Raw genomic sequence first — 13,015 nt, forward strand, 5'->3', positions numbered from 1 at the left:
AGTTACACAACGTAAAAAACATGACGTATGCCGCGATAAGGCATTTTAAGTGGTAGGTCCGATGACTTACAATTTAGGTGGTACCACGGTAAAAACCGTCCTATGTTTATAGGGCGGTTTTTATTATGTATAAATTAAGGAGAAAAAAATGAATTTTATTGAAGAATTAAAATGGCGCGGCGCGTTAAACCAAGTGACGGATGAAGCAGGTTTACTTGAAGCCATGGCAGATGGCAAAATGGGTGCCTATGTTGGGACCGATCCAACGGCTGATTCATTACATTTAGGCCATCTAATTCCATTTATGGTATTGAAGCGGTTTCAAAATGCCGGTGGTAAAGCAGTTATCATTATAGGTGGTGCGACGGGTGCCATTGGTGATCCACGACCAACCACAGAACGTAAACTACTCACGCAAGAACAATTGGCTGAAAACGAAAAAGGTATTACAGCACAAGTTACTAGACTTTTCGGTGATAATGACACACGCATTGTTAACAATAACGACTGGTTAGGAAAACTGACACTCACAGACTTTTTACGTGATTATGGTAAGTTATTCTCGATTAATGTGATGTTGAAAAAAGATGTTGTAGCGTCACGTTTAGAAACGGGAATTTCTTTTACGGAATTCACTTATCAAGTGCTACAGGGCATTGATTTTCATGAATTGTGGCGTCGAGAAGACGTGAAATTACAAATTGGTGGTTCTGACCAGTGGGGAAATATCACATCGGGGATTGATTTGATTCACTCACTTGAAGGTAATGCGGCCAAAGCCTTTGGTTTGACCATTCCTCTCATGACAGATTCAACGGGTAAAAAATTCGGAAAGTCTGAAGGCAACGCGATTTGGTTGGACCCTGAAAAGACATCACCCTACACATTCTACCAATTCTGGTTGAACCAAAATGATGCTGATGTCGTTAAATATTTGAAATATTTTACCTTTTTGACTATTGAAGAAATTGATACGTTGGCCAAAGAAATCGACATTAATCCCGGCGCGCGTGAAGCACAACGACGCTTAGCACAAGAAGTTACCAAGTTTGTTCATGGTCAGGCAGCTGTTGACGCTGCTGAACAATTATCAAAATCGCTGTTTAGTGGTGATGTTGCAACATTGTCATCAGCACAAATTGCTGATGCATTTGGTGGTGTCCCTAGTTTTGACATCACCGCTGAAAGCAAAAATATTATTGACTTTTTGGTTGATGGTGGTGTGGAGCAGTCTAAGCGACAAGCACGTGAAGATGTTAACAACGGCGCAATCACAATTAATGGTGAAAAAATAACCGATGTGGCTACTGAAATTGCACCAACAACGCACTATGATGGTAAATTTGTATTGGTACGTCGTGGTAAGAAAAAGTATTTCTTAGGCAAAGTACAATAATGAGAAGCAATCCTTTAATTTAAAGTGTATGATAGCGTTAGTATTAGGATAAATAAAGGGAGCATATGATGAAAATTTTAATGTACAATAGTGTGGATAAAGAGGTGTCTTACGTTAAGGCGTGGGCGGCTAAGACAGGACATGAGGTCGTAACGGTATTTGAACCATTATCGGTAGATAATGTTGATAAAGCACAGGGATTTGACGCTGTCACGACACAACAAACAACTGATGTGCCGGCACCTATCTATCAAAAGCTTGCTAGTTATGGCATTAAACAAATTGCCTTACGCCAAGTTGGGTATGACGTGTTTGATTTGCCAGCTGCTTTTAGTAATCATATTCGTCTGTCAAATGTCGCCGCCTACTCACCTCGCGCTATTGCCGAATATACGCTAACACAATTATTTAATATCCTACGTAACAATAAAAAATTTGATCGTGCCATGGCAACTGGTGATTATACATGGGCTGCGGGTGGACAAGTGCGCGAGATTTATCAACTAACAGTTGCAGTGATTGGTGTTGGTCGGATTGGCACAGCATTTGCACAAATGTTGCATGCATTAGGGGCCAAAGTGCTCGCTGTGGATCCTATCTATCATGCACAAAATGAAGCCTTTGTTGAATATACAACTTTGGATGATGCGTTATCACGTGCAAATGTGATTAGTTTTCACACGCCATTAAATGCCGAAACGCAAGGGTTGGCAGATCAGGACTTTTTTGCCAAGGTTCAACCAGAGACGATTATGCTTAATATGGCGCGTGGTGGCATTGTTGATATGGACGCCTTAGAGTCTGCTTTGTTATCTGGTCAACTTTACGGTGCTGCATTTGATGTGACGCCAAATGAAAATGAGTTTATGGACCAAAAACAAGCAGTAGCGGAATTACCGGAAAATATTCAACGACTCATTCAATTAGATAATTTTTACTTATCACCACATATTGCATTTTATACGAATACAGCTATCAAAAATATGGTTGAAATTGCACTAGATGATGCGGTTATCATGGCAAATGGTGGGCACACCGAAAACGAAATTTTGAGGTGAAAAAATGAAAATTGGCTTTATTGGGACTGGTGTCATGGGCACAGGCATCGTTAATAATTTCTTGCATGCTGGACACCAAGTGACGGTCTATAACCGCACACAATCCAAGGCCGACAACGTTATTGCCAATGGCGCTGTATGGGCTGATACACCGGCCGAAGTCGCGCGCGTGTCAGAAATCACCTTGACGATGGTTGGTTATCCAAAAGATGTTGAAGATGTTTGGATGCGAGAAGATGGGGTGTTTGCTGGTGCTAAAGTCGGTGATATTTTAATTGATATGACAACATCAACGCCAAAATTAGCTGAACAATTGGCTGAAAAGGGTGAGCAATTAGGCTTTCAAGTGCTAGATGCCCCCGTTTCTGGGGGTGATATTGGTGCTAAAAATGGCACCTTATCCATCATGGTTGGTGGGTCAGCGACAACTTTTGAACAAGTTTTGCCAATATTTCAAGATATTGGGCAACAAATTGTGTTGGTGGGTTCAGCAGGCAAAGGGCAACACATGAAAATGAGTAACAACATTGGCGTTGCTGCAACAGTTATTACAATGGCAGAATCGATGGTTTACGCAAAGGCAGCAGGTTTGAATATGACGGATGCTTACAATGTGTGGCGTAGCGGGGCAGCAGGATCTTGGTCTGTTACAAATTATATGCCACGTGTGATGAACGGTGATTTTGCTGCGGGATTTTACGCTAAGCATTTGTTAAAAGATCTTAGAATTGCACTTGATGCGGCAGCTGATATGCAAATTAATTTGCCAGGTGCACAGTTAGCAGAACAACTTTTTGCTAGATTGAGTCAAGAGCACGGTGATGAAGGTGTGCAGGCGATTGTTAAGTTGTGGTCAGAATTTCAGTAAGTCATGATACTGTTTCACGTGAAACGAGACCAATGACAACCAGTTTCTAAGTGTCAAGTGACAGCTAATTTGAATTAATCTTTGACTAACATATACCCTCAAGTGCTGAATAACATTTGGGGGTGTTTTTGTAGGTAATCAGAACAGGCGATGAGAAAAAATTCCAAAAAAAGCTAGTTGCCAATTTAATTTTGGCAACTAGCTTGTAAAATGTCATTCATTTACTATGCTACACTGTGACTTACTTGATTATTCTCTCGTGAAATTTTCTAACACACCAGCTGGGTAACGACTTCCTGCTGAACCGTTTGGCAATATAGCTAGAATATCATCTAGGTCCTGACGTGAAAGTTTTACTTGAGTAGAACCTATATTTTCTTGCAACCGCTTAATACTACGCGTTCCAGGAATTGGTACGACATTTAAATCTTGATTCATTAACCAAGCTAATGCTAATTGCGCAACAGAAATATGCTTATTTTCTGCAAATGCTTTTAATTGGTTGACGGCGTTAAGATTGTATTTGAAGTTTTCTTCGTTCCAACGCTCGTCATGGCGACGCATATCATCTTCCGGATATTCGCTTGCTGGTTTAACAGCATCAGTTAAGAAGCCTCTACCTAATGGTGCGTAGGGTACTAAACCAATGTTTAATTCTTGCAGTGTTTCTATAATATGTCTATCTTCAAGTTCGCGTTCAAAGATTGAATATTCACTTTGTAACACTGAAACAGGTGTTATCTTGTTTGCACGACGAATGCTATCGGAACCTGAATTACTTAGTCCAAAGTATTTAACTTTACCTTCTTTAATTAAATCACCAACAACACCAGCTACTTCTTCAATTGGCACGTCTGGATCTGGAATATGTTGATAAAATACGTCAATATAATCGGTACCAAGTTGAAGAAGACTATTTTCAGCAACTTTTCGAATGTTATCGGGCCGACTATTAAATTTTGAAGTGATGGGTTTAGCAGACATGTCGAATCCGAATTTTGTCGCTAAAACAATGTCATCACGAAATGGCTTAACAGCTTTTCCAACAATTTTTTCATTATCACCATATACTTCAGCGGTATCAAAAAAATTAACACCAAGGTGATAGGCTTCACGAATCACATCTACACCCTTTTGAGGATCAGATGCGCCATAAGCGACTGAAAATCCCATGCCGCCTAGTCCAATTTTTGAAACGCGTAGACCTTGAGTGCCTAAAGTAATTTTATCCATGTTATCAATTCCTTTCAAAACAAAATAATAGTGAGAAATAGTTCTTATACTAACTTCTTACTTATATATTAACACAATTAAATAAATAATGTATACAAAAAGTGTCTTTTTTGTATACACAGTATATTTTAATGTCTTTTTGCAACAAAAATAAGTATAATAAAAATAAAGGAAAGTTTAAATGGATGATACAAAAACGCAAGAAACACGAATTAAGTTACTATCAAAAGTATTGCCACAGATAAGAAAAAATGGTTTTCAGTCGTTAACAATGGATGAAATAGCTAAGTTAATGGGCGTTAGTAGAGCAACCTTATACAAGTATTTCTCTACCAAAGAAGCGATTATTAGTTTTATGATTAGTGAGTGTGTTGAATTTATACACAAAACCACAGAAATTACTGATATATCAGATTTTGCGAACTGCTTTCAACAAATATTCGAGCAATCTGTCTTATTAATTGAATATTGTACAGAAATTTTTATGACAGAAGTTAAGATGGCTTATCCGGAAAATTATGTCATTTTGGATGACGCATTAAAAGTACGGAATAGTGACATTTTAAATTTCTACAATGAGGGCATTAAGCATGGTATTTTTAATAACATTAATGGCATAATTGCGATTAAACAAGATGAAATATTACGTAGCATGTTAAATATTTCATTTTTGATGGCAAATAATTTAACGGTAAGAGATGTTATTTCAGAATACTATCTCATTAAAAAAATACAGCTGTTTAGACCAGATAAAATTAGTCTCGTTGATGACCATGTTATGGCGAAAAAAATTGATTATTTAGCTCATAAAATTACTCAAAACTTAATTTAGTAATCATGTTAAAATGAAATGATTATCCAAAAAAGTACGCATATGAAATCAATAAAGGGAAGTTTAAATGGCAGAAATAAAGCAACAGACAACGACTGGGCATAAAACCAGTCATTTTAAGGTACGGTTAGTTATTTACCTGAGTTACATTGTGCAAGGTTTTGCGTTAATTATCTTAGCACAGACGGTCCAGCAATTGAGCACATTGTGGCAAAGTTCTATTGCAAGTGCAACTGCTGTGGTTTCGGCAATTGGCATTGGAAAACTCATTGCTTATCCAATTTTAGGAGAATTATCGGATCATTTAGATCGAAAGAAACTGCTCAGTATAGCAGCAATGACGTATATTTTGTTTTTTACATTATTACCATTAACACACACCATTTTTTTAGCGATTATCGTTACAACTTTGGCTGGCTTAGCTAATGCGGCTTTAGATGCAGTTGCATATCCAACGTTACTAGAGATCAATCACGGTAAGTCGAGTGGTAACGTCTTAATTAAAGCAATGATTTCATTGGGCGAAGGGTTACTGCCCATCATATTAGTGACATTGATTAATCAAAAAATTTGGTTTGGCTGGTTATATTGGTTAGCAACTGCGATCTTAATTGTAAATCTTGGCATCATGCTGTCCATTAAATCTAAAACATTTTATACAAAAGCTCAGGTAACGTCAAAAATCATTAAAACTAAAGTTAAATGGCAGTGGGATATCACAAAAATACTTTTCTTAGTTTATGGGTTTAGTTCGATGTGGTTGATGCTTCATTTTACGCAGTGGGTTACACGGTACTTTCATGTTGTGCAGTCATTTACGACTGTTAATTCACATTTGCTCATGACTTTTTATAGTGTTGGGTCGTTAATTGGTGTGGGATTACTGTTTTTAATTACCAATCAAAGGTGGATACGCGAAGCCACATTACTTGTTTTAACGGCTATTGGGACAATATTAGGTTTGGCTGTGGTTGTTTCAAGCCAAGAGATGTGGCTTGCCAGTTTCGGTTGTCTTATTTTTGGTATTTCTGCTGCCGGTGGGTCATTGCAACTAGGATTAAGCCAATTAATTGCACATAATTCAAAATTTGCTGGTCGACTCACAGGTCTTTATTTTTTCTTTGGTAGTGTGGCATTTTTCTTAATGCCAATCATTACCGGATTGTTTGCTACAAAACATTTAGCAAACATTATGACTAGTTTATTCATTATTGCTGGTTTGAACTTGAGTATTGTCGTATTTAATTTTCTTCATGAACGTAGTAGATGATTTATTTTGATTGCTTCAACAACTAAAACCCGATAACTGACACATAATGTGCAGGTTATCGGGTTTTATTATGTTAGAAGTGTGAATAATAAATAGACCTTATTGGTTACTAAACACTTGCTTTGCTATGGAAATTGCGTTTAAAACTCTTGGAAAGCCGACGTAGGGTAAGCAATGAATAAAAATTTCAACAATCTCATCACGTGTTACGCCAACATTTAAAGCACCTTGAATATGAATGTTAAGTTGACTTGCTGTGTCGCCTTGGGTGAGCAATGTCGTCAGGGTAATCATCTCTCGTTGTTTCATATCTAAAGTTTTTCGTTGGTCAGCTTCATCAAATGCCAATAAAGTTTTTTGATTCAAAAGCGGTGCGATGTCTGCTAAACTATCTGAAACGAGTTGACTCGCTTCTTTGCCAATGACTGATTCACGTATTTTTAAACCATTTTCGTAATTATCCATAATATTTTCTCCTGTTTTCATATGATAAAATAAGTATAAACTATCAAGTAAACTTTATAGCAAGCGATAATGACATTTAAAAAGAGGCAATTATAAATGACCAAAACTTATAAAATATCAGAAGTCGCTGCTATGACAGGACTATCAATCCCAACTTTACGTTATTATGAAACATTAGGACTGTTGAAACCAGTTCGGCAAGAAAATAATTACCGTCTGTTTACTGACAAGGAGTTAAATTGGATTGAGTTTATTAAACGCGCTAAAGCAACTGGTATGCCACTTGCTAAAATTATGACATATGCTAAATTACGAGAGCAGGGACATGAAACAATTAAAGCAAGAATCGCCATTTTAGAACAACAAGAGCAGATACTTCATGAGGAACAAGAGAAAATACAAGGCCATATTGATTTTTTACAAAAGAAAAAGCAGTACTATGCACAAATCACTGCTAAAAACGAGGCGTAACACATAAATGATGGTTTTTGAGTCATTCAGTACGCTTTGTCAAATGATTTTGGCAGTGTGTATAACCTATAACAACTACTTTTGACTGAAAAATTAACGATTCTACGGTACATTAGATGAAACAGAAAGGAAACGCATTAATGAAATTAGGGAAACAAATAAAAGTTATCCTGATATTCACAATCTTTTGTTGCTTACTGTCATTTTTGACGTTTCTTTAGATGATTTAGTCAAAGGAGACTTAGTGTTCATGGAAAACGAATTACAAAACAACGACAGTCGTCATAAAATGAATCAATATGCGGCCATTATGATGACTTCATTTGTGTTAACTGCCTTGTCGTTAGGTGGCGTTTTTTGGTTAAGAGGGTTACAGTGAGTCTACTGGTACCACTTTTTTTATTGGTACTCGGTATATTTAGCACATTCAAAATAGAAAAGTTAAAAAAATCCGCAGACGTCAGCACGTTTGCGGAAATTATCGCTTTTTCAAAGGGTAAACCATTAGAGCAATTGAAAAGAAATCGCCAAGTTAGTACCAAATTTTTTCAAAAAATTGGTGTGGTGACTTTGTTTACAGTAGTATTTTTGATGATCTGTTTACTCGCTATAGGGATTGCTTACTTATTGAAATAATGGGCAATTTTTTTGAAATTAGTAAATGTATTCAAGCAGAATGACGAGTATGTAAAGTTAACAGCAATGGCGCGAACGTTTGTTCTTTTTCGCGGATTGGATTATAATAAGAATAGTATAGGAAGGTTTCATGGCTCTCAAAAGTTTGAATTATGAGAGCTATAGCAAACTAATAAATTTTTAACTGAAAGCGGTTTTTTATGAAACAAGCAGTTTTTTTAATGTTAGATGACTATGCTGATTGGGAAGGTGCACATCTTTCAAGTATGTTGAACGTAGAATCAGATTGGGACGTTAAAACTGCCTCCGTTAAAAAGGAAGTTGTTTCGATTGGCGGCTTAAAAACATTAGTTGATTATCAATTAGAACAGATACCTGTTAACAGTGACCTTTTGATATTAATTGGTGGTAATTCTTGGTCTCTCGAAAATAACAGCTTAAGGCAATTAATTGCTGAAAGATTAGCGAATAATAAACCGGTAGGTGCAATATGTGGAGCGGTCGATTACCTGGCTAAAAATGGTTTACTGACACATTTTAAACACACCGGTAATGCGCAATATCTATGGCAAAATTTTGACCAATATCAAAATAAAAATGATTTTATTGAAAAACAAGTAGTAAGAGATCAAAATTTAGTAACGGCGAACGGGACTGCATCATTAGAATTCACCCAAGCAGTATTAAAAATGATTTGTTTTAAGAATAGTGCACAAATAGATAAAAATATTGATTTATATAAAATAGGTTTTTATCAATATTGTGCTAAGTATGGGAATCCATTTAATTGAATTTTAGAATCAAGTATGCAGTTGGTTATCAGTGGGCCAGCGACTTAGAAATAGTTGTTTAAGCAATCAATTCAGATCAGCCAATGCTTTTTATTCAATGCTAGCCTGTTATGTCTGAAAAATCAAACACCTTGTTTAAGTCATCGGTTGTTAGATACTTTGACAAGTAATGTTTCTCGTTATTAATGAAATTCGAATTGTGTTCTGAGAGATATGAGATTAAGTTTGATTTTTTAATTAATATTAAGCCTAACTCTTTTTTATTTTGTAGATATAATGCCAACCCTTGTAGATTAAAAAGTCGTGCACGGTGATAATAATCTTTTTCTTGTTGATTAAAATAATTGGTTAGTTTTTGGATTAATAAGTCAGCAGTGTCAAGGTGGTTATAATCATTATGATTGCTGGTATCATTCGCACATGTGCAGGAATTATGGCTAAATTATCGCCTTTAGGGAAAGAAAATTAAAAGAATGGTGATTACCGACCATTCTTTTAATACGATTAATTATTCATTTCTGAAATTAACTATATCGTGGTTATCCGCGAGTAAATGGCCCCTTTGGTGCAATTAATTCAAGATTTGTACCATCCGGATCAGTGAAATAAGCGACGCCGGTACCAAAGCCACTTTTTAACCCATCTTGTGTTTCAAAAAATATGGGTTTACCGTCGGGATTGACACCAATAGTTTTTAAGCGAGCAACCGCAGCATCGATATCATCAACTTCAAAACACATATGCATGGCACTAATTTGGCCATTTGAATAATGCGCTTTACTTGGTTTTGGTTCAACATATTCTAGAATATCGATGTTGACGTTATCTAGATGAAGATTGGCGAATTTGATTAATGTGTCGTCCAATCCTTGTGTTTCTGCCATACGCTTGCCGCCGATTTCATCTTTATTTGCTATCTTTTTCCCTGTTAATGCCTCATAAAATATGATTGAATTTTCTAAATTACTTACAGTGATACCAATATGATTGATTACTGAAAAACCTGTGGTTGATTCTGTCATGTTGACTACTCCTTTTTTTGTATGGATTATTTGAAATCAAATATATCTGGATCTGGGCCAATGCTAGTACCCGCCTCATTACCATAAATTGCAGCGGTATCAATTGAACGATAGCCAGAAACAATCGCTTTTTCAACTATTTTAGCAGTATCTTCGTTTGGAATTTGAAAGACACCTAGACTGATACTCGGGATTTTTTGTCCATTGTTACGTAGCACAGTATCTGTTAATGAGTTAATCATGTAAGCCAAGCCTCCTATTACTTGTGTATATAGTTTATAATGTAAAAGTACTTATGTATAGTACATACTTTTTTGTACTATACATACTTAAATGTTATTTTTAGACATAGCAAGAGAAAGGTGACAAAAATTGGCAGATAAAATTTATAACATTGGTGTAGAGGCGACTATGGCGGTGATCGGTGGCAAATGGAAGCCGATTATACTTTGTAATTTACGTCATTCTGCGTTACGACCAAGTGACTTGCGTCGAAAAATCCCACGAATAAGTCAAAAAATGCTGACACAACAACTTCGTGAATTGGAAGAGGCTAATATTGTCTATCGGAAATCGTATAATCAAGTCCCTCCGAAAGTGGAATACTCATTAAGTGACTATGGCGAGACATTGGGTGAATTACTTGACAACTTGTGTGCCTGGGGAGAAATGCATGTGAACACCTTAAAAGCTAAAGGTGAGCATGTTATTCTGCTAAATGAAACGTTATAAAGGTGAAGTGATACAATAATCACAGGGGAGAAAACAATGATGACAAAATATAAGAAAATTTTAATACCAGTTGCACTCGTGTTGCTCATATTTCTAATAGGGTATGCTCATGCTAGCAAAGGGGTGACTAAATCAGCTGGGGATGCAACAAAAAGCACCATTACACCGACCCTCTTTTTTCACGGATATGGTAGCAGTTACAAAGCTGAGCAACAGATGACCCATTATTTGGTGGAAAAGGGTGATTCAAATACCATTATTAGAGCCAATGTCTCGAAAAATGGGACAGTAAAATTAAGTGGTGTGATTGACAAAAAGGCAAAAAATCCTTTAGTTGAAGTCAACTATGAAAACAACAGAAATACGAATTATCATCAAGATGGGCAATGGCTAAAAAATGTGCTTGTTGCGCTACAAAAACAATATAAGATTCAGGAATTTAATGCGGTTGGTCATTCCATGGGCAATATGTCGATTGTCTTTTATGTATTAGATCATTCAAGTAATGATAAATTACCTAAACTAGCAAAGCAAGTTAATATTGCCGGTCATTTCAATGGTATCTTAGGTAGAGATGATAAAGCCAATCAAATGGTGTTGGATAGCCAAGGCAAACCACAAAAAATGAATGCTACTTATCAGGAATTACTGAAACTAAGGACAAGTTATCCTAAAAACCAAGTCAGCGTTCTAAATATATTTGGTGATAAAAACGATGGTAGTCATTCTGATGGCTCAGTTAGTAATGCATCGTCACAATCATTGCGTTACTTGATTTCTGCTCGTACGAAGTCCTATAAAGAGTTAAAAATTACTGGGAAAGATGCGCAACATAGTAAGTTACATGAGAATAAGGCAGTTGATCAAGCACTGAATGCTTTTCTTTTCGACTAGTTAGTAACACAAAAACAGACTGAATTTTTCAGCCTGTTTTTTGTTTGCGTTATGAGTCTGGTCTGTTGCTTTGTGTGGAATTAGGCTGCGGCGCAATCTGTAATCGTTTAGATAATCCTCAAAAATATTTACATGTTTCATGTTAATCATTTACAAACGCTTGGTATAGTTGACGTGTTAACAAAATAAAGTGTCATCGATGCGGAACGGAAGAGGCTAGTAGGTATGTCAATCGAATTGCAACATTTGAAAAAGACGTATGAAAATGGAGAAGAGGTACTCACAGATATTAACACGACAATTGCAGATGGGCAATTTTATATACTGGTGGGCGCATCAGGATCAGGTAAAAGCACGATTTTAAATGCGATTGCAGGATTCATTCCGATAGATAAGGGCATAATCACGATTAATGGGAAAGATGTCACGAGACTCCCCCCAAAAGATAGAAACTTATCGATGGTTTTTCAAAATTATGCATTAATGCCTAATCTAACAGTATCTGAAAATATAGTATTTGGCTTAACAGCACGACATACAGCAAAAGCCTTGAGACAAAAAAAGTTGCAGGAAGTATTAGATTTAGTGCATTTAGAGGCATACAAGAATAAAAAACCGGGAAATTTGTCAGGTGGTCAAAGACAGCGCGTATCCTTAGCCCGAGCACTCGTATCTGATGCCAAAATCATACTGATGGATGAACCATTATCTAATTTAGATGCAAAATTACGTGCAGAAATGCGTAAAGAAATTCGCTTGTTACAACAACAACTTGGTATCACAGTGATTTATGTCACACACGATCAAACTGAAGCAATGACAATGGGTGACCAAGTCATGCTACTCAATAAAGGGAAAATCGAGCAAATAGGGTCACCGCTTGAGCTTTACAATGTACCCGCCAATACGTTTGTAGCTGATTTCTTTGGTTCGCCAGCAATTAACCTCATTGATGTTAATATTGAAAATGACATCCTGAAAATGAAAAATGGCGTAGCGATGCCGTTCAATTGGGAACATATTAATGGCACATTTAAACTAGGTGTCCGCCCAGAAAATATTGTGATGACACGATCTGGTAAAATGGCAGGCACTATCGCTCATATTGAACCTTTAGGTGACGGGACAAACTTAGAAATTAACCTTGGTCTAGATACGCCCTTTAGAGTTAAGGTGAATGAACAAATTCATTTGGGCGTTGGTGATGCGATTAATTTTGATATTTTATTGGATAAAGTATTACTATTCACACAAGATGGCCGATTAATCAAAGTAGGACAGTCTGAGCTAGCAGCAGCTGTTGGTGGGTAATTAGATTGAAAAATATGACAAAAACGCGCGTAACAC

The 13,015-nt window shown here is 36.6% G+C and carries 14 protein-coding genes and 1 pseudogene; 11 read left to right on the forward strand and 4 right to left on the reverse strand.

The genetic code is table 11. From position 1 onward, the window contains the following. Positions 1–148 precede the first annotated feature (148 nt). The 3 genes from tyrS to AB3K24_RS00500 all read left to right on the forward strand — a co-directional run bounded on the left by tyrS (position 149) and on the right by AB3K24_RS00500 (position 3,322). Positions 149–1,396, forward strand: coding sequence for a tyrosine--tRNA ligase (tyrS, locus tag AB3K24_RS00490; RefSeq protein WP_367973152.1), 1,248 nt, complete (start codon positions 149–151; stop codon positions 1,394–1,396). A gap of 68 nt (positions 1,397–1,464) precedes the next feature. Then, the gene (locus AB3K24_RS00495; protein ID WP_367975517.1) at positions 1,465–2,454 is read left to right on the forward strand and encodes a D-2-hydroxyacid dehydrogenase; all 990 of its coding nucleotides are present in this window, start codon (positions 1,465–1,467) and stop codon (positions 2,452–2,454) included. 4 nt (positions 2,455–2,458) lie between these two features. Continuing rightward, on the forward strand, positions 2,459–3,322 hold the full coding sequence (locus AB3K24_RS00500) for an NAD(P)-dependent oxidoreductase (protein ID WP_367973154.1): 864 nt from the start codon (positions 2,459–2,461) through the stop codon (positions 3,320–3,322). A gap of 249 nt (positions 3,323–3,571) precedes the next feature. Here AB3K24_RS00500 and AB3K24_RS00505 read toward each other — a convergent pair whose 3' ends face one another. Then, positions 3,572–4,555, reverse strand: coding sequence for an aldo/keto reductase (locus AB3K24_RS00505; protein ID WP_367973156.1), 984 nt, complete (start codon positions 4,553–4,555; stop codon positions 3,572–3,574). A 181-nt stretch (positions 4,556–4,736) separates the two neighbouring features. On the opposite strand from AB3K24_RS00505, the gene AB3K24_RS00510 reads away from it, so the two are divergent. Then, a complete protein-coding gene (locus AB3K24_RS00510; RefSeq protein WP_367973158.1) occupies positions 4,737–5,387 on the forward strand; it encodes a TetR/AcrR family transcriptional regulator in 651 nt (216 codons plus the stop codon). A 67-nt stretch (positions 5,388–5,454) separates the two neighbouring features. Further along, positions 5,455–6,657, forward strand: a complete 1,203-nt coding sequence (locus AB3K24_RS00515) for an MFS transporter (RefSeq protein ID WP_367973160.1) — start codon at positions 5,455–5,457, stop codon at positions 6,655–6,657. Between the two features lie 99 nt (positions 6,658–6,756). On the opposite strand, the gene AB3K24_RS00520 is transcribed toward AB3K24_RS00515, so the two are convergent. Then, positions 6,757–7,122 carry a carboxymuconolactone decarboxylase family protein gene (locus AB3K24_RS00520; protein ID WP_367973162.1) on the reverse strand — a complete coding sequence of 122 codons (366 nt, stop codon included), beginning with the start codon at positions 7,120–7,122 and terminating at the stop codon, positions 6,757–6,759. 96 nt (positions 7,123–7,218) lie between these two features. On the opposite strand from AB3K24_RS00520, the gene AB3K24_RS00525 reads away from it, so the two are divergent. The 3 genes from AB3K24_RS00525 (at position 7,219) to AB3K24_RS00535 (ending at position 9,020) form a co-directional block, all read left to right on the forward strand. Then, positions 7,219–7,593 carry a MerR family transcriptional regulator gene (locus AB3K24_RS00525; RefSeq protein ID WP_367973164.1) on the forward strand — a complete coding sequence of 125 codons (375 nt, stop codon included), beginning with the start codon at positions 7,219–7,221 and terminating at the stop codon, positions 7,591–7,593. A 250-nt stretch (positions 7,594–7,843) separates the two neighbouring features. Further along, positions 7,844–7,972: a hypothetical protein gene (locus tag AB3K24_RS00530; protein WP_367973166.1), complete on the forward strand. Its 129-nt coding sequence runs from the start codon at positions 7,844–7,846 to the stop codon at positions 7,970–7,972. Between the two features lie 457 nt (positions 7,973–8,429). Further along, a complete protein-coding gene (locus AB3K24_RS00535; protein ID WP_367973168.1) occupies positions 8,430–9,020 on the forward strand; it encodes a type 1 glutamine amidotransferase family protein in 591 nt (196 codons plus the stop codon). A gap of 539 nt (positions 9,021–9,559) precedes the next feature. Here AB3K24_RS00535 and AB3K24_RS00540 read toward each other — a convergent pair. Both AB3K24_RS00540 and AB3K24_RS00545 read right to left on the reverse strand, forming a co-directional pair. Continuing rightward, on the reverse strand, positions 9,560–10,042 hold the full coding sequence (locus AB3K24_RS00540) for a VOC family protein (protein ID WP_367973170.1): 483 nt from the start codon (positions 10,040–10,042) through the stop codon (positions 9,560–9,562). A gap of 56 nt (positions 10,043–10,098) precedes the next feature. Next, positions 10,099–10,284, reverse strand: a pseudogene (locus tag AB3K24_RS00545) (aldo/keto reductase); the annotation flags it as partial. A 130-nt stretch (positions 10,285–10,414) separates the two neighbouring features. Here AB3K24_RS00545 and AB3K24_RS00550 point away from each other — a divergent pair. From AB3K24_RS00550 to AB3K24_RS00560, 3 genes are all read left to right on the forward strand, one after another. Then, positions 10,415–10,774: a winged helix-turn-helix transcriptional regulator gene (locus AB3K24_RS00550; protein ID WP_367973172.1), complete on the forward strand. Its 360-nt coding sequence runs from the start codon at positions 10,415–10,417 to the stop codon at positions 10,772–10,774. A 36-nt stretch (positions 10,775–10,810) separates the two neighbouring features. After that, positions 10,811–11,668 carry an alpha/beta hydrolase gene (locus AB3K24_RS00555; RefSeq protein WP_367973174.1) on the forward strand — a complete coding sequence of 286 codons (858 nt, stop codon included), beginning with the start codon at positions 10,811–10,813 and terminating at the stop codon, positions 11,666–11,668. Between the two features lie 225 nt (positions 11,669–11,893). Beyond that, on the forward strand, positions 11,894–12,979 hold the full coding sequence (locus tag AB3K24_RS00560) for an ABC transporter ATP-binding protein (RefSeq protein ID WP_367973176.1): 1,086 nt from the start codon (positions 11,894–11,896) through the stop codon (positions 12,977–12,979). The last annotated feature ends 36 nt before the right edge of the window (positions 12,980–13,015 follow it).

The organism is Leuconostoc aquikimchii (assembly GCF_040838325.1).
GTDB lineage: Bacteria > Bacillota > Bacilli > Lactobacillales > Lactobacillaceae > Leuconostoc > Leuconostoc aquikimchii.

Excerpts from the sequence above, each read along its gene's own strand:
- AB3K24_RS00510 (WP_367973158.1), top strand. The coding sequence starts at position 4,737 with ATGGATGATACAAAAACGCAAGAAACACGAATTAAGTTACTATCAAAA.
- AB3K24_RS00555 (WP_367973174.1), top strand. The coding sequence starts at position 10,811 with ATGATGACAAAATATAAGAAAATTTTAATACCAGTTGCACTCGTGTTG.
- AB3K24_RS00520 (WP_367973162.1), bottom strand. The coding sequence starts at position 7,122 with ATGGATAATTACGAAAATGGTTTAAAAATACGTGAATCAGTCATTGGC.
- AB3K24_RS00540 (WP_367973170.1), bottom strand. The coding sequence starts at position 10,042 with ATGACAGAATCAACCACAGGTTTTTCAGTAATCAATCATATTGGTATC.
- AB3K24_RS00515 (WP_367973160.1), top strand. The coding sequence starts at position 5,455 with ATGGCAGAAATAAAGCAACAGACAACGACTGGGCATAAAACCAGTCAT.
- AB3K24_RS00500 (WP_367973154.1), top strand. The coding sequence starts at position 2,459 with ATGAAAATTGGCTTTATTGGGACTGGTGTCATGGGCACAGGCATCGTT.
- AB3K24_RS00495 (WP_367975517.1), top strand. The coding sequence starts at position 1,465 with ATGAAAATTTTAATGTACAATAGTGTGGATAAAGAGGTGTCTTACGTT.
- AB3K24_RS00505 (WP_367973156.1), bottom strand. The coding sequence starts at position 4,555 with ATGGATAAAATTACTTTAGGCACTCAAGGTCTACGCGTTTCAAAAATT.
- tyrS (WP_367973152.1), top strand. The coding sequence starts at position 149 with ATGAATTTTATTGAAGAATTAAAATGGCGCGGCGCGTTAAACCAAGTG.
- AB3K24_RS00530 (WP_367973166.1), top strand. The coding sequence starts at position 7,844 with ATGGAAAACGAATTACAAAACAACGACAGTCGTCATAAAATGAATCAA.
- AB3K24_RS00535 (WP_367973168.1), top strand. The coding sequence starts at position 8,430 with ATGAAACAAGCAGTTTTTTTAATGTTAGATGACTATGCTGATTGGGAA.
- AB3K24_RS00525 (WP_367973164.1), top strand. The coding sequence starts at position 7,219 with ATGACCAAAACTTATAAAATATCAGAAGTCGCTGCTATGACAGGACTA.
- AB3K24_RS00560 (WP_367973176.1), top strand. The coding sequence starts at position 11,894 with ATGTCAATCGAATTGCAACATTTGAAAAAGACGTATGAAAATGGAGAA.